Here is a 16,733-nt window from a genome sequence, read left to right on the forward strand (position 1 = left end):
TACCGCATTCTGTCTTATCTTTTCTACATCGTCCTCACCCCCTTTCAAGCAAAATAAAAAAGACCAGCTATTGCTGCTCTTGATTTCGATATATCATATTGGTGCAGTTACAGACACAACTCCACTGCCATCTACTGTCAACTTTCTAAGACCACCGTTTGCATCAGTAATGTAGATACCTGCGAAGTTGCCATTCGCTGAGCTGATAGAAGCTCTTGCAGTTTTACCTTCTAGGTAATTATCATAAGATTGAATATTAAAACAAGAACCTGTCACTTCTAAACCGTACTTATTCTGGTATCCTGTAGTGGCTTTGTATACTTTGTTTCCTCTAATCAATCCATTCCTTGTAGTACTAGCGACAGAAATAGCACTCCGAGTAGCATCTGTTTCAATACAAGAGTTATAGACTGTGTTGTTTTCTACTAGTAACCCATGAGTGTATTGGATATTAATAGTAGATCTACCTGACTTGTTTATTGTGTTGTTTATAATATTTGTCTCCTTAGAGATACCTAGACTTTGATTACCTTCACCCTCATTAAGAAATATAAACTCTGTAGTACATTCCTCAGCTACATTGTTTATTATATTTATATTAGAGTTGTAAGATGAATGGATGCCTCTATATACCTTCTTGAAGATATTGTTAGACACAGTACAGTTTTCTACTAAATATAACGTTATAGCACTCTTAGAGTTAGTGAATGCTTCGCTATGCTGGCTCTCAAAGATGTTTCCATCTATCAAGATGTTCTTACACTTGTCATAGTAAGCATCTTTAAACCAAGCTCTAACGTAAACAAACTCCTCTTTAATCCCTCTGAAGGTGTTGTTTCGAACAATAAAGTTATTACCCGATTGAGGGAGACCTATAACGTTCCCGAATCTGTCTTTACCTGACTCGCTGGTTCCATCTATATTAGAGAAGAAAATTCCTCTTTGACAGTTATTGAAAATACAATTCTCAACACGAGTATCTATAAACTTCATAGCTCTAACTCCTGCATAGGTCATATCATCGAATACACAGTTAACTACATAGATACCAGAATTGTATAAGTCGTACACTGATCCATGGTTACCTACACCAGTCGCTACTGGACCCATTCCTGCTGTACCACTGCTTCCAAAGTAACAATCTTTTACAGTTACATTCTTACTAGGTTCTCCATCCCAGGCGCCAAACTCATTGTAGCCTAGCTGAGTATGATTGGCTATCTGAATAGCCTCTGAGAACAACCTGCTTTGGTCGGCTGTAATATCTTTATAGCCTAAGAATCTACAATTCTCAATGAGTACGCCATCACAAGCATTGATATCCATAAAGTGTGCGTTAATGACATCTTTAAATGTGATATCCCTAAAGGTTAAACTTCTACCTCGTGCCCACCCTGTATGGTTAAACCCATAATTGTAATTTAATACGTTACCGTCAAGAGTGCCGCCCTCGATAGTTATATTGCCGTGTCCATCGTAACCAGTAAACACGTCTCCTTTATTACCATTCTTGAAAAATCCTCCACCATGACCTCGAAGTAAAATTGTTTTCTTTTGCATTTTGATGTTTGTATTTTTATAAACAACTAAGTACTTAGTTATACAATAAGTTCCATTAGGGATAATAACTTCAACACTCCCTAATGTTTTAGCTAAATCTAAAGCTTTTTGGATAGCATTTGTATCATCAGTTACACCATCACCTTTGGCTCCAAAACTTAATACACTAACCATGTTCTTTTGTAAAACACTCACCTCTCTTTTCGCTTCTTCTACTGTATCTTTTGCAGCAATAATTGCAGGAACATCCATTTTATAAACTTCATCAAGTATAGTATCGGCTGTCTCTTGTGTTTCATCTATTTTTTCTTTTAAAGTGTCAAAATCGCTAACATAGTTTTCTAAAATACCTTTACCTTGTTTTACATCAACATTTAAATCAACTTTAATATTTTGTGTGGTAAAACGCTCTTCACCTTTCTCGAAGGCGAAGTAAGCCATCCAAGTATTTGTAGATACTGCCGCTGCTGAAAAAGTATATTCAAAAACACCGTTTGAAGCATCTATAATTTTGCAATCATCACGAACGAAACTGCCTGAATTGTTCCCGGCTTCATACTTAATTGCATATCCGGATAGATTATAAGGATAACCACCATTTTTTAGAAGGACAGTTAATTTCAAGCCATTTTTATCATTAATTCTTGAAGTAATAACCTTCGTAAAATGAGGATTTGCTATATCAATTGTTAGTATTTGCGTCTTCACTTTATCACACCCCTTTTCTAAGACGTCTAGACGGCTTTTGGGTACGTTTCGGTCTGTTTCTTGGTTAAAAGAAAAATAAAGGTGGGAAAATCATGGCATCTTTCCAAAAATACCAAACAAAAGATGGAGCTAAATGGCTCTACAAAATTTATACCACTATTGATTCGAAAACAGGAAAGAAAAAACAAACAACAAAACGTGGTTTTAAAACAAAAAAGGAAGCTCAACTTCATGCTGCGAAGGCTGAAACAGAATTAAGTAACGGGACTTTTATAGAAGATAAAAATGTGTTGATTTCTACATTTTTGAATGATTGGCTTATAACCTACAAAAAAGGAAAGGTTAGAAATCATACATACAATCTTCACAAAACAGCAATAAACAAGCATATCGTTCCGTTTTTCGGATCGTATAAGGTATTCGATATTACACCTTCACTCTGTCAAAAATTCGTGAATCACCTCTTAGAAGAAGGGTATAGTGAAAATAGTGTTAAGAATTACACTGCACCTTTAAAAGGAGCTTTGCTCAAAGCTGTTGATTTGCAGCTTATTCAACAAACACCTTTCCGCGGAATTGTCATTGCTAAAAGTGATACTGAAGACAAAAAAATTAAGCATTTAGAAGGACAAGAAGTGAATACATTTGTTCAAAAATTAAAAGAAACAGAACCTCATTATTTCTCGTTGTTCTTTACACTACTTCACACAGGAATACGCAAGGGTGAGGCACTGGCTTTACGATGAGATGATATTGATTTAGAAGAAGGAACAATAAGTATCCGTCACACCTTCACTTATGATTATAAAAACCTAGATAATCTATTCGCTAAACCCAAAACAAAAGCATCTTACCGCACGATAATCTTAGCAGATTTTTTAATCCAAATCTTAAAAAATCATAAACTTGAACAGAATAAATGTAAACTGAAATTAGGAGGGTTATACCATGATCTTTCATTAGTATTCGCACGTGAAAATGGACTTCCTTATCCAAAGTCTACTTTACAAAGAGCTATGACTCGCATTTTAAAAAAAGCTAATGTAACAAATATCACGATTCATGGTTTACGTCATACACATGCCGTTCTTTTGTTAGACGCCGGATATTCAATGAAAGAAGTGCAAGAAAGATTAGGGCATGATTCAGTTCAAATTACTTCTGACATATATGCCCACATTTCAAAAGAGATGAACAAAAAGAATCTTAATAAATACGAAGCGTTTGCGAAACGCAACCTACTTTAAAAAGGTCATGGTATGATCATGAAATAAATATGGTCACAAGCTAAAAACAATTGATACTTCTCCCTTTATCCACGCATACAAAAAACCCTCAACACGTTATGTGTCAAGGGTTTGAGCCTCTTAGTATAGAGACATATATTGATCGCGTTCCCATTGGTGAACTTGCGTGCGGAACATATCCCACTCAATTTCTTTCGCTTCGATGAAGTGCTCAAGTAAATGTTCACCTAATGCACCACATACAATTTCGTTAGATTGTAGTGTAACTAACGCTTGTGCTAATGTTGCTGGTAAGTCAACGATACCTGCTTCTTCACGTTCTTCTTTAGTCATTACATAGATGTTACGATCCACTGCAGCTGGCGGAGTTAATTTATTTTTAATTCCGTCAAGACCTGCTGCTAATAATGTTGCCATTACTAAATATGGGTTTGCAGCTGGGTCAACACTACGTACTTCTACACGTGTACTGATACCGCGAGATGCTGGAATACGCACTAATGGACTACGGTTTTGTGCAGACCATGCTACGTAACAAGGCGCTTCATATCCAGGTACTAAACGTTTGTAAGAGTTTACAGTTGGGTTAGCTACCGCTGTAAATGCCGGGGCATGTTTTAAAATACCTGCGATAAAGTGACGCGCATCATCACTTAATTGTAATTCACCATTTTGATCGTAGAATACGTTTTCTCCATTTTTGAATAGAGATAAGTTACAGTGCATACCAGAACCGTTCACTCCGAATAATGGTTTCGGCATAAATGTTGCGTGTAAACCGTGTTTACGAGCGATTGTTTTTACAACAAGTTTGAATGTTTGAATGTCATCACATGAACGAAGTGCATTCGCATATTTAAAATCAATTTCGTGCTGTCCTGGTGCAACTTCATGGTGAGATGCTTCAATTTCAAAACCCATTTCTTCAAGTTCAAGAACGATATCACGACGACAGTTTTCCCCTAGATCCATCGGCGCAAGGTCGAAGTATCCACCGTTATCGTTTAGTTCTAATGTTGGATTTCCTTTTTCATCAACTTTGAATAAGAAGAACTCCGGTTCCGGTCCAAGGTTGAATTCTGTAAATCCTAGTGCTTCCATTTCTTTTAACATACGTTTTAAATTGTTACGTGGGTCACCTTCAAATGGAGTGCCATCAGCATTGTAGATATCGCAGATTAAACGAGCTACTTTACCTTTTTCAGCAGTCCAAGGGAATACTACCCAAGTATCTAAGTCTGGATATAAGTACATGTCAGACTCTTCAATACGAACAAATCCTTCAATTGAAGATCCATCAAACATCATTTTGTTATCTAGAGCTTTCGTTAACTGACTAACTGGAATCTCTACGTTTTTAATAATCCCTAAAAGATCCGTAAATTGTAGACGGATATATTTTACATTCTCTTCTTTCGCTAAACGAAAAATATCTTCTTTTGTGTACTTTGCCATTATATATTCCTCCTTAGTCCCTCTAAACACCTTCAGAATCAGTAATCTTTAGTGAAAAAACCTTGAAATATCACCTTGCCGTAATGAAGTTCGATTGAATCTACCTGTATGTTGCAATTCATCTCGAAGAATTTTACGAAGCTCGGATTTTGAAATTTCTTTCGTTTCTTCTTTTACTTTCACTGCTTCTGTTTGATTTTCTTTCATTTGTAACACTTGTTTAATACCAGCCATATTTAAGCCTTGATCTAACAAATCTTTAATTTCTAACAACTTATCTACATCATTAAATGAAAACAATCTACGATTTCCCTTTGTACGGGTTGGGAAAATTAAATTGTGCTCTTCATAGTAACGAATTTGACGAGCAGATAATTGTGTTAAATCCATTACAATACCAATAGGAAACAGCGGGGCAGAACGTCTATCTTCTTTCATTGTTTCAGTTCCTCCTTCGCCTTAACTGTTTCTCATTTTATATCATGTTATGTTTGATGTCAACAGATGTTAGCTTTTCTAACATGATTTTTTTATAAATTTTTTCATTCTTTTTTAAAATGGCATAAATACCTTTTTCTATACAAAAAAGCTGCCGAAATCGACAGCTTTCCCTTACGAAATTGTTAATAGATTTTTTTCAATTAACGCATCGATCGCAGAACAAATCGCAATCTTCACGTGAGAATAAGTTAATCCACCTTGCACATAGGCAACATACGGAGGACGAATTGGACCATCTGCTGATAGCTCAATACTTGCACCTTGAATAAACGTACCTGCAGCCATAATGACATCATCTTCATAACCTGGCATATAGCTTGGATACGGTGTAAAGTGAGAATTAATTGGAGATGCGTATTGAATTGCTTGGCAAAATGCAATCATACGCTCTTTGTCATCAAATTGAACAGACTGAATTAAATCTGTTCTTGCAGCATTCCAAGTTGGTGATGTATTCATTCCTAACTTTTCTAAAAATGCAGCTGTAAAGACCGCCCCTTTTAACGCTTGACCAGCAACATGAGGAGCTAAGAAGAAACCTTGATACATTTCTTGTAAGCTATATAAAGATGCCCCTGCTTCTGCTCCAATACCTGGAGATGTTAAACGATATGCACAAGCTTCTACATATTGTTCTTTCCCAACAATGTAGCCACCTGTTTTTACAATTCCACCACCCGGGTTTTTAATTAGAGACCCTGCCATTAAATCTGCCCCGACATGGCACGGTTCTAACTCTTCAACAAATTCTCCGTAGCAGTTATCTACAAATACAACAACATCTGATTTAATCTCTTTTACAAAAGAAATCATCTCTTTAATTTCTGCAATTGTAAATGACGGACGAGTCGCATACCCTTTTGAACGCTGAATACCAATCATTTTCGTATTTTCCTGAATAGCTGCTTCTACAGCTTTAAAGTCAACGCGTCCTTCCGCCGTTAACGGTACAGCATTATAACCAATGTTATATTCTTTAAAAGAACCTACACCTTTCCCGCGCACACCAACAATCTCTTCTAACGTGTCATATGGCTTCCCTGTTATATATAATAATTCGTCACCAGGGCGCAAAATACCAAATAAAGCTGTTGAAATCGCATGTGTACCTGAAATAATTTGCGGACGAACAAGCCCTGCTTCTGCTCCAAATACATCAGCATACACCTTTTCTAATGTATCACGACCAATGTCATCATAGCCATAACCTGTTGTTGGAATAAAGTGTGAATCACTAATTTTATGTTTACGAAAACTTTCTAATACACGGAATTGATTACTTTCAATTATTGTATCAATACGTTTATGTACACCGGTAATTTGTTCTTCTACTTCTTTTACAATAGGAGCGATTCTTTCTCCATTTTTCAAACGATCAAACATTTTTATTCTCTTCTCCTTTTTCCACTAAAAATCTCTTTAACTGTCCATTCAGCGGTGAATGAGCAAATATATAACCTGTACACTCATACAAGAATCCATCTTCTTTAAATTCCATCCCAGTTAATACCGTTTCTGTTTTTAAAAGCGTTAGTAATCTACCTTCACCCGGAGGAATCATGACCTTATACGATTCCATCTCTTCCATCATCTTCGTTTCTACCGATTCTTTCAAGCTTAATAAATCTGTTTCTTCAAAAGCACTTGTCATAAGAAAATCATTTTTTGGAAACGGAATAAAATTCTGATGTAATCTATCCTTCTTATTGTAAACCGTAATAATTGGAATGTGGTCAATTTCAAGGTCTTGTAGTAATTTTTTCACCGTCTGTTCATGACCTACATAATTTGGATCTGCAGAATCAACGACATGTAAAATCACATCCGCTTCCCTCGCTTCTTCCAGTGTAGAGCGAAACGCAGCAACCAATGATGTTGGTAAATCTTGAATAAACCCCACCGTATCAGTTAATAGCACCGTATACCCACACGGCAATTGCATTTTTCTTGTTGTTGGATCTAACGTCGCAAACAGCAAATTTTCTTCAAATGTATCTGCTTCTGTTAATCTGTTAAATAACGTCGATTTCCCAGCATTTGTATACCCAATTAACGAAACTTGAAATACTTGATTATCCTTTCGGCGCTCACGATATCTTTTCCGGTGCTCCACAACAATCGCTAACTGCTTCTTAATCTCATCAATACGAGAGCGAATGTGACGACGATCTGTTTCTAGCTTCGTTTCACCAGGACCTCTCGTACCAATCCCGCCTCCAAGACGTGATAGCGCTAGCCCTTGCCCCATAAGACGTGGCATCGTGTATTGTAGCTGAGCTAATTCCACTTGAAGCTTACCTTCTCTTGATTTCGCACGCTGAGCAAAAATATCCAATATTAGTTGCGTTCGATCGATTACTCTCGCATCTAACATAGCTGATAAATTACGAATTTGGCTCGGTGTTAATTCATTATTAAATATAATAACAGCTGGTTCTAATTCTTCCGTCAGCGCTGCAAGTTCTTCTAATTTCCCCTTACCTATGTAAGTAGCAGGGTGAAATTTCGGACGTTTTTGCGTTGTAGATACCAAAACTTCTGCACGTGCCGTCTTCGCTAGCGATGCGAGTTCTTTCATGGAATGCATAAACCGTTCATCATCATCTTGCGGCAATTGACAGCCAACTAATATGACTTTTTCTTTTTCTTCCATCAAATATGTTCACTCACCCTTTTCGAAAATTAAACCTTCTAATATAATAGCAGAGGAAGCACATTTCATCTAGTTAGCGAGGGAGAAAATTCATGGCATGGGAGATTTTTAGCATCATCGGTACAATTGCCTTCGCACTCAGCGGAGCTATTGTCGCAATGGAAGAAGATTACGATATTTTCGGGGTATATATTTTAGGGATGGCAACTGCCTTTGGAGGAGGTGCCCTTCGTAATTTATTAATCGGTTATCCAATCGGCGCTTTTTGGCAACAAGACATGTTATTTCAAATTGCACTTTTATCAATGACGATTATCTTTCTATTTCCAAATAAATTAATTAAACATTGGAAAAGATGGGAGAACATCACAGATGCTATCGGCTTATCAGCATTCGCTGTACAAGGAGCTCTTTATGCACAAAAGCTCAACTTACCTATTAGCGCTACAATTGTTGCAGCTGTTTTAACAGGGATTGGCGGTGGTATCATTCGTGATTTATTAGCACGCCGCAAACCTCTCGTCCTTCGCGCAGAAGTATATGCATTTTGGACGATTTTAGCAGGATTTTTAATTGGTGCCAAGATTATTGTCAGTGACTGGGCTCTATACACCTTATTTATTTTTATTGTTTGCTTCCGCATGATTTCCATTCATTACAAATGGCATTTACCGCACAGACGCTTAGAGAATAAAGAGCGTTCCTTGCATAAATAGTAAATTCACCTCTTTACATGACGTAAAGAGGTTTTTCTTTTTCAACGTTTTTTTCTGTTCAGAGTGTCCATACTAAACTTTAAAGCGAGGTGAACATAATGACAAACCACGTAAACAAAGGCGCTCAAAAAAGCTCAGTCAACCAAATTAGCTTCGACCCAAAATCCGCCCATGAAAAAAGCAAAAAGATGGAGCGATATCATAGGGCATATCAACAAAAAGCTAAAGAAGAATAGAGGTGATAAAGAATGGCAAAAGGAAACAACAACCGCAATCGCGGACAAAGTAGTAGCGTTAATCCACAAGGACTTGCATCAGATGTAGCTGATACAAGTCCAAAAAGCAAATTAGAACAACGAGCAAAAACAAAAAATACAAAATAGAATACGATGCATTACGTTTCTCTTCCATAATAAAGTAAACGCACAGTTTATGAACTGTGCGTCTCTTCTTCAAGCGTTAAATCACTACTTGATATCCCAATTAAATCATACTTATCGTATGCATCCTCTTGCAATAAGCGCATTGCCTGTGTACGAATGGATTTCTCAACAATATTCCGGACATAGCGTCCATTACTAAATGATGTAATTTGTGATGAATATTTCACCGCATGTAAATGATCACGGAATTTCCATTCCGCCTCTTTTGATAATTGATATTCTCGTTCATCATACATTCTCTTCCCAATTTCAAGCAACTGATTCACTGTATAATCCGCAAACTCAATAATAAATGGAAAACGCGATTGCAAACCTGGATTTAAAGAAAGGAAATGATTCATCTCTCTTGAATATCCCGCTAAAATCAAAACAAATCCATGTTGCTTATCTTCCATATGTTTGACAAGCGTATCAATCGCTTCTTTTCCAAAATCTTTCTCTCCACCACGCGCTAGCGAATATGCTTCATCAATGAACAATATTCCACCCATGGCTTTTTTAATTAAATCTCTTGTTTTTTGTGCTGTATGCCCAATATATTCTCCCACAAGATCCGCGCGTTCCGCTTCGACTAAATGCCCTTTTGATAAAATGTTCATCTCAAATAATAATTTCCCAATCATTCTTGCGACAGTTGTTTTCCCCGTTCCTGGATTTCCTTTAAATAACATATGAAGCACTTGCTTTTCTGACTTTAAGCCAATTTCTTGCCTTTTCTTATTTACATAAATCCATGCATAAATTTCTTTTATGATTTTTTTTATATCTTCCATTCCAACAAGTTTACCCATTTCTTCTTCAATCCGCTGCAGCATCTCATGCTTCGTAGACGTTTCACTTGAAATTACCGATTTCTTTTCTGGAGCAGGTACTGAAATTTTTTTTCGGTGATTTAACACAATATTAATTTGATTATTATTTTTCTTTCGCATCGATTGTTCCATACAATCACCTCTTTTTATCGACTCACCAAAAAATATCATTAATTTTTCCACTTCCCATACAAATAACTGTTTTCAGAAAAATTTGTTATAATATAAGAAAAAACAGGGTGGTGGGAATATGGAAACAAAGGAAATTCATGATACGGTACAAGCTTTTTCTTCCTTTTTATTAAATAAAGGAAGAAAACCTTCAACCATTAAACGTTACGTCTATGATATTGAAGATTTTGGGCATTGGTTAGAAAGAAATAAAAAACTTTCCTCTAGTAATATATGGGCTACACTTTGTACAAAAGACTATGAAGATTATTTTTCCGACTTAAAAAAGAAACGGCATTACTCTGAAAAAACAATGCACCGTGTTTTTATTGTCTTAAATAGACTATATCAGTTTTTAAACCTCCCAAACCCATTAAAGGACATGAAACTCGTCATCCAACCTAATCGCGCGTTACGTGATGAAGATTTCATTTCAAAAGAGGACGAAAAACGCTTAAAACATACTCTGACTTCATTAGAAGGATTATCAGAGAAACAACGCCCTGTCCGTCCATTACTAATGGATCGTAATATTTCTATTGTAAATTTACTCATTGACTACGGCTTATCCCTACAAGAACTTGTATCATTAAATATGCATCACGTTCATTTTGAAACGAATACAATTTCCATTCCAGCAGTAGCAGGTGTTGAAAGAACCATTAATTTAACTCACGACGACAAACAACAACTATATAACTATTATAAAAAAATCCCTGAACCAGTTCGTCCCAAATACCATAGTGATGACCCGCTATTTGTGGCATTCGATTTCAACCGTAACACATATCGGTGGGTGTACGAAAATGATGCTCCAAAAGCACTAACAGAAATAGCCGTCCAAAAAATGATTCGTCTTGAGGTGGCACGGGCAAATTTACGGAAAGGCATTTCCGGCCAACACTTTCGAAATACATTTATTTTACGGTTAATTAAACAGCACATCCCAGAGCAAGAAATCATGAAACGCGTTGGTTTCAAATCAAAAATTTCATTAAAAAGGTATTATCAATATGCAAAACAAAAAGAAAACGCCTTATAAATGGGCGTTTTTACTATTTTTCACATAAACTGCCCGTTTCCCTATTCCTTTTTATCTTTAACTTGCATCTACTATGATAGGTTTTTCACCATCTCAATTAGAAAGGAGCATTTTAATGTCTTATTTTAATGATAACCAAAAAAAGATTTCAAAACCGTATTTTCCAACACAACCTCATCGTATTCCGACAGTCCATTATACTCCTATTCCTAAATTATACGCGAATCTTTTTTCCGATACTTTAAGTGACCTAACTAATATTATTCCAGCTGTATTTTCCAATCCAACAGAATCTAACACAAAAGAACTTATAACCTTATTAGAAATAATAAAGGGGTTCCTGGAACGTTTAAACTTAACGCTTACACAGCGAGAAGCTGGCATTGCAATTGTCGAAAATTTAATTACTATTTTGGATAATCAACCTTTTGTAGCAAATGCAACATATATTGAATTACAAAACCTACTCAACTTTTCACTGTATATCACTAAATTATTTAGAATCAATCATCTTGTGTTCCAAAAAATCATCATGCAAATAGAAAATTTACAAATTACTTTACTACAAATTGCGTCAATTGAAATGACTGGACCTCAAGGCGAACAAGGATCTCAAGGTGAACAAGGGTTTCAGGGCGAACAGGGACCTCAGGGCGAACAGGGACCTCAGGGCGAACCAGGGCCTCAAGGCGAACAAGGACCTCAAGGCGAACAAGGACGTCAAGGCGAACAAGGACCTCAAGGCGAACAAGGACCTCAAGGCGAACAAGGACCCCAAGGCGAACAAGGACTTCACGGCGAACAAGGACTTCACGGCGAACAAGGTATTCAAGGCGAACAAGGACCTCAAGGCGAGCAAGGGCCTCAAGGCGAGCAAGGGCCTCAAGGCGAACAAGGACCTCAGGGCGAACAAGGGCCTCAGGGCGAACAAGGACCTCAAGGCGAACAAGGGCCTCAGGGCGAACAAGGGCCTCAAGGCGAGCAAGGACTTCACGGCGAACAAGGACCCCAAGGCGAACAAGGGCCTCAAGGCGAGCAAGGGCTTCAGGGCGAACAAGGACCTCAAGGCGAGCAAGGGCTTCAAGGCGAGCAAGGACCTCAGGGCGAACAAGGCGAGCAAGGGCTTCAGGGCGAACAAGGCGAGCAAGGGCTTCAAGGCGAACAAGGACCTCAAGGCGAACAAGGACCTCAAGGCGAACAAGGACCTCAAGGCGAGCAAGGGCTTCAAGGCGAACAAGGACCTCAAGGCGAGCAAGGACCTCAGGGCGAACAGGGACCTCAAGGCGAACAAGGTATTCAAGGCGAGCAAGGGCTTCAAGGCGAACAAGGCGAGCAAGGACCTCAGGGCGAACAGGGACCTCAGGGCGAACAAGGTATTCAAGGCGAGCAAGGGCCTCAGGGCGAGCAAGGTATTCAAGGCGAGCAAGGGCCTCAGGGCGAGCAAGGTATTCAAGGCGAGCAAGGGCCTCAAGGCGAGCAAGGGCCTCAGGGCGAGCAAGGTATTCAAGGCGAGCAAGGGCCTCAGGGCGAGCAAGGGCCTCAGGGCGAGCAAGGTATTCAAGGCGAGCAAGGGCCTCAGGGCGAACAAGGGCTTCAAGGCGAGCAAGGGCCTCAGGGCGAACAAGGGCCTCAGGGCGAGCAAGGGCCTCAGGGCGAACAAGGGCTTCAAGGCGAGCAAGGGCCTCAGGGCGAACAAGGACCTCAAGGCGAGCAAGGGCTTCAGGGCGAGCAAGGGCCTCAGGGCGAACAAGGGCCTCAGGGCGAGCAAGGGCTTCAGGGCGAGCAAGGTATTCAAGGCGAGCAAGGGCCTCAGGGCGAACAAGGACCTCAAGGCGAGCAAGGTATTCAGGGCGAGCAAGGGCCTCAGGGCGAACAAGGTATTCAAGGGGAGCGAGGACCTCAGGGCGAACAAGGTATTCAAGGGGAGCGAGGACCTCAAGGGTTTAGTTTTCCAGTAACTACAGCCGTACTTAAAAATACACTTCCACAAACTATAAAACCTAATCAAAACATCCAGTTCAATCTTATCTCAAACATAAATAACATACATTTCGATGCAACAGATACAATCACAATCCTTGAAGATGGTGTATATGTCATTGACTTTTCAGCTTCAACAATATTTTCAGGGTCAGCTCCCTTCGGCTTTGGAATTTCCATTAATGGCAACATACCTTCAGATAACTTTTCAGCAAACACAATTGGAAGTTCAATTACATTTTCAACAATTGAAACTTTAAAATCCAGAACTACGATTACTATTCAATCTACCACTAATACAATCACTATTCCCGAGACAGGTGATACCACTGTTAGACTCTCTATTTTCCGCATTCATTAAAGAATCTCTAAAATATATAAATAAAAAAAGAGCGAATCACTCGCTCTTTTTTTGCTATGTACAATTCTTTACTACTCTAATTCAATTGAAACGTTTTTTTGTGGAACAAATGTAGAAATAGCATGTTTATAAATAAGCTGTTGCTTACCTTCTGTTTCCAATAAAACTGTAAAGTTATCAAAACCTTTAATTAATCCACGAAGCTGGAAACCATTTAATAAGTACAGCGTCACAAACGTATTTTCTTTACGGAGTTGATTTAAAAACTGATCTTGAATATTGATTGATTGCTTCATGTCGAATCCTCCTCTTTTTCTCTACTTACTTATTATTCGACTTTAATTGTAGCTTTCCTTCTATATACCGCAAAATTTCTGCTGTTTTTTCACCATCGGTCACATCAAACCATGTAACATCCATCTTATTACGGAACCATGTTAGTTGACGCTTTGCATAGCGACGCGAATTTGTTTTTAATTGCATTATCGCTTCTTCTAGCGAAACATGCCCTTCAAAATAATTATATAATTCTTTGTAACCAATCGCTTGAATAGATTGACAGTCCCTGACTCCATTTTCGTATAAAGCCTTCACTTCTTGCAGCAATCCTTGTTTGACCATAAGATCAACACGCAAGTTGATGCGATCATATAACATTCCGCGATCCATAGTCAAGCCGATTAGCGAAACATCATATAACAACTCATTTTCTTGCTTTTCAAGTTGATCACTCATCTTCTGCCCCGTTGTATGAAAAATTTCCAAAGCACGAATGACACGCCTTACATTATTCATATGAATGCGACTTGCACTTTCTGGATCTACCTCTCGCAGCTTTTCATGTACATATTCTACACCATGTTCTGTCGCTAGTTTTTCTAGTTCCTCTCGATATACAGGGTCTCCAGCTTCATCTGTAAACTGATAGTCATATAAAACTGATTGTATATAAAGGCCAGTACCACCAACAATAATCGGTAGTTTCCCACGTTCTGTAATTTCTCGAATATAACCTCGAACAAGCTCTTGAAATTCCGCTACAGAAAATGAATCTTCTGGATTTTTAATATCGATCATGTAATGCGGAATTCCTTCCATTTCTTCCATTGTTGCCTTAGCTGTCCCGATATCCATCGTACGATAAATTTGCATTGAGTCCCCGCTAATGATTTCACCATTTAACGCTTTTGCGAGATCAATGCTTAATTTTGTCTTTCCCACCGCAGTCGGTCCGATGATGACAGCAACTTTTTCACGTTGCAGTTCTCCCATATACTTCAACTCTCTTTATGTAATCTTATCCATCTGATCATTATATCCAATCTTACCAATTTTAATAGTCATAATGCAAGTTCTTTCAATACTGTAAATGAAATTCAAAAAATAAGAATGATACAGTGAACCTTTAACCAAGTAAGATCACCTTCTTCCCTCACCGATTATCCCCCTAACCAAACAGGCTTTTATAAAGTTTCTCGCCTCCCTCTAAATCTTGAGATGAGGACCTTACTCCCTAAATGGCGAGATAAATTTGACATAGTTTGTCCAATGGTACATATACATGATAAAAAATAGGATCGGAGAGGATATAATGAAAATCGGACAAGCTACGCTTAATTTTTCAACATTAACGGAAGAACTCATTTTAGCAACATCCTTAAAAGAAAAGAACTGCTCACAAGAAGAATTATATTTCGCTTTAAGCTGCTTACTACGTTCCTTTCATACATTATTGGACAATCAAACTTTAGACGAACCGACTAAACAATATGCACAAACCCAATTTTGCAGTGCATATAAAATCATCACAGGCCGCACTGTATATCCATTTTAAACTCACAAAAAGGGCTGTTAGGAAATTCCCAACAGCCTGAAAGACCAGCACTCGATATTTAAGTGCTGGATTTATTTTTTTAACAACAATAGCATTATTTTAAAATTTTCACTTTAACAGATTTACGTCCCCATTTGTTAGCAGCGCTATCTGAGCCAACTAAAACATCGATACGGTTACCTTTAATTGCACCGCCAGTGTCACCAGCAATTGCTTCTCCGTAACCTTCTACCCATACTTTTGATCCAAGTGGAATCACTTTCGGGTCAACAGCAATCATTTTCATGTTTGGATTCGCTGTTAAGTCATGACCCATTGCGGTTAATACACGACCACCATATGTGCCGCCATTTTCACTCGGATGAGCTGTATATGCTGTAGCTTCAACTGTTAGTTCACGACCACCAGAAGGAGTGTTTGTTTCTGCTGCTTTGACAGCAGGTTTAGCAGCTGGTTTTTCTTGTGCTGCTGGTGCTTTTGCCTCTGCTTTAGCAGGTGCTGCAGCTTGAGCAGGAGCAGGCGTTTCTTGTTTTTCGATAACAGGTGCTGTACCTGTTAAGAAAGGAACATGAACGTAAGCTGTTTTCCCGTTATATTCGAATTGTAACCATCCATTTTGTACTTGGTTCGTTGTTTCGATCATATCGTCTTTCTTAAGCGTACCAAGAATTTCTGAGTTTGTGTTCGCTTCAGCACGTACGTTTAATACGTTTGCTGTTACGTAATAGATGCTTTTTGTAAATTTTGTGCTTACGAATGCGTCTTTACCATTTAATTTGATTTGTGACCATCCATTTTCTGTATTTGTAACATCTAATTTATGACCATTTAATACTTTACCTACAACTTGTGATTCAGTAGTTGGGTTCTCGCGTACATTTAATACCTCTGTTGTTACAACAGTTTCTGCTTTTGCAGAAGTAGTGAAAATCCCAAGACCAAAAACCGCTGCTGCTGCTATACCAATTAATTTTTTCATGAATAGCCTCCATTCGCTTTGTTTTCGTGTCCTCATTATAGCAACAGTTTTTCAGGAGATTTAGGATATCACACAATTACAAACGATTCGTAATCAACCATTAATGCTTTGTAATATAAAGTAGAATAAAAGAAAATAGTGTTCTATACGTATTTTTAAGAGTTTTAATCATTTTTTTCTTTCAAACTCATATGTTTTTTTTGCAATAAAAGTAATAGTATTACCATCTTGTTACAAAAAAACACCCAAACATTACAATTCTTGGTTGCGC

At 38.1% G+C, this 16,733-nt stretch carries 17 protein-coding genes and 1 pseudogene; 9 read left to right on the forward strand and 9 right to left on the reverse strand.

The window, feature by feature from the left end; all coding sequences use genetic code 11:
• Positions 1-93: 93 nt before the first annotated feature.
• Entirely contained in the window at positions 94-2,268 is a 2,175-nt protein-coding gene (locus tag NSQ40_RS18235) for a BppU family phage baseplate upper protein (RefSeq protein WP_098101745.1), read from the reverse strand.
• Positions 2,269-2,360: 92 nt separating this feature from the next.
• Between NSQ40_RS18235 and NSQ40_RS18240 the strand changes: the two genes are divergently transcribed.
• Positions 2,361-3,014 (forward strand): Arm DNA-binding domain-containing protein, encoded by a 654-nt coding sequence (locus NSQ40_RS18240; protein WP_341286137.1) that lies wholly within the window; start codon positions 2,361-2,363, stop codon positions 3,012-3,014.
• Positions 3,015-3,020: 6 nt separating this feature from the next.
• Positions 3,021-3,515, forward strand: coding sequence for a site-specific integrase (locus NSQ40_RS18245; RefSeq protein ID WP_255258823.1), 495 nt, complete (start codon positions 3,021-3,023; stop codon positions 3,513-3,515).
• Between the two features lie 120 nt (positions 3,516-3,635).
• Here the strand turns inward: NSQ40_RS18245 and glnA are convergent, their stop codons facing one another.
• The 4 genes from glnA to hflX form a co-directional block, all read right to left on the reverse strand.
• Positions 3,636-4,970 (reverse strand): type I glutamate--ammonia ligase, encoded by a 1,335-nt coding sequence (glnA, locus tag NSQ40_RS18250; protein WP_003203448.1) that lies wholly within the window; start codon positions 4,968-4,970, stop codon positions 3,636-3,638.
• 48 nt (positions 4,971-5,018) lie between these two features.
• On the reverse strand, positions 5,019-5,408 hold the full coding sequence (gene glnR / locus NSQ40_RS18255; RefSeq protein ID WP_002014475.1) for a transcriptional repressor GlnR: 390 nt from the start codon (positions 5,406-5,408) through the stop codon (positions 5,019-5,021).
• A 174-nt stretch (positions 5,409-5,582) separates the two neighbouring features.
• Positions 5,583-6,854 (reverse strand): methionine gamma-lyase family protein, encoded by a 1,272-nt coding sequence (locus NSQ40_RS18260; RefSeq protein WP_033796336.1) that lies wholly within the window; start codon positions 6,852-6,854, stop codon positions 5,583-5,585.
• Positions 6,847-8,124, reverse strand: coding sequence for a GTPase HflX (gene hflX, locus NSQ40_RS18265; protein ID WP_003208040.1), 1,278 nt, complete (start codon positions 8,122-8,124; stop codon positions 6,847-6,849). Before hflX ends, NSQ40_RS18260 begins: the two co-directional genes overlap by 8 nt.
• Positions 8,125-8,216: 92 nt before the next feature.
• On the opposite strand from hflX, the gene NSQ40_RS18270 reads away from it, so the two are divergent.
• On the forward strand, positions 8,217-8,840 hold the full coding sequence (locus NSQ40_RS18270; RefSeq protein ID WP_003203441.1) for a trimeric intracellular cation channel family protein: 624 nt from the start codon (positions 8,217-8,219) through the stop codon (positions 8,838-8,840).
• Positions 8,841-9,088: 248 nt separating this feature from the next.
• Positions 9,089-9,223, forward strand: a complete 135-nt coding sequence (locus NSQ40_RS18275) for a hypothetical protein (RefSeq protein WP_001051869.1) — start codon at positions 9,089-9,091, stop codon at positions 9,221-9,223.
• Positions 9,224-9,270: 47 nt separating this feature from the next.
• Here the strand turns inward: NSQ40_RS18275 and spoVK are convergent, their stop codons facing one another.
• Positions 9,271-10,227, reverse strand: coding sequence for a stage V sporulation protein K (gene spoVK, locus NSQ40_RS18280; protein ID WP_018765230.1), 957 nt, complete (start codon positions 10,225-10,227; stop codon positions 9,271-9,273).
• A gap of 118 nt (positions 10,228-10,345) precedes the next feature.
• Between spoVK and NSQ40_RS18285 the strand changes: the two genes are divergently transcribed.
• The 4 genes and pseudogenes from NSQ40_RS18285 to NSQ40_RS29525 all read left to right on the forward strand — a co-directional run bounded on the left by NSQ40_RS18285 (position 10,346) and on the right by NSQ40_RS29525 (position 13,649).
• On the forward strand, positions 10,346-11,308 hold the full coding sequence (locus tag NSQ40_RS18285; RefSeq protein ID WP_003203435.1) for a tyrosine-type recombinase/integrase: 963 nt from the start codon (positions 10,346-10,348) through the stop codon (positions 11,306-11,308).
• Positions 11,309-11,423: 115 nt separating this feature from the next.
• Positions 11,424-11,864: pseudogene (locus tag NSQ40_RS18290) on the forward strand (collagen-like repeat preface domain-containing protein); the annotation flags it as partial.
• A 61-nt stretch (positions 11,865-11,925) separates the two neighbouring features.
• Positions 11,926-13,266, forward strand: a complete 1,341-nt coding sequence (locus NSQ40_RS18295) for a hypothetical protein (RefSeq protein ID WP_341286138.1) — start codon at positions 11,926-11,928, stop codon at positions 13,264-13,266.
• 35 nt (positions 13,267-13,301) lie between these two features.
• The gene (locus NSQ40_RS29525) at positions 13,302-13,649 is read left to right on the forward strand and encodes a Gly-Xaa-Xaa repeat protein (RefSeq protein ID WP_422109762.1); all 348 of its coding nucleotides are present in this window, start codon (positions 13,302-13,304) and stop codon (positions 13,647-13,649) included.
• A 71-nt stretch (positions 13,650-13,720) separates the two neighbouring features.
• Here the strand turns inward: NSQ40_RS29525 and hfq are convergent, their stop codons facing one another.
• Both hfq and miaA read right to left on the reverse strand, forming a co-directional pair.
• Positions 13,721-13,945, reverse strand: coding sequence for an RNA chaperone Hfq (hfq, locus tag NSQ40_RS18305; RefSeq protein WP_000813896.1), 225 nt, complete (start codon positions 13,943-13,945; stop codon positions 13,721-13,723).
• Between the two features lie 25 nt (positions 13,946-13,970).
• Positions 13,971-14,921: a tRNA (adenosine(37)-N6)-dimethylallyltransferase MiaA gene (gene miaA / locus NSQ40_RS18310; protein ID WP_003208061.1), complete on the reverse strand. Its 951-nt coding sequence runs from the start codon at positions 14,919-14,921 to the stop codon at positions 13,971-13,973.
• Positions 14,922-15,246: 325 nt separating this feature from the next.
• Here miaA and NSQ40_RS18315 point away from each other — a divergent pair, with 325 nt between their 5' ends.
• Positions 15,247-15,483, forward strand: coding sequence for a hypothetical protein (locus NSQ40_RS18315; protein ID WP_170957113.1), 237 nt, complete (start codon positions 15,247-15,249; stop codon positions 15,481-15,483).
• A 94-nt stretch (positions 15,484-15,577) separates the two neighbouring features.
• Here NSQ40_RS18315 and NSQ40_RS18320 read toward each other — a convergent pair whose 3' ends face one another.
• A complete protein-coding gene (locus NSQ40_RS18320; protein WP_258248257.1) occupies positions 15,578-16,462 on the reverse strand; it encodes a cell wall-binding protein EntA in 885 nt (294 codons plus the stop codon).
• Between the last annotated feature and the right edge of the window lie 271 nt (positions 16,463-16,733).

The sequence above is a fragment of the Bacillus sp. FSL K6-6038 genome (genome assembly GCF_038050455.1).
Lineage (GTDB): Bacteria > Bacillota > Bacilli > Bacillales > Bacillaceae_G > Bacillus_A > Bacillus_A pseudomycoides.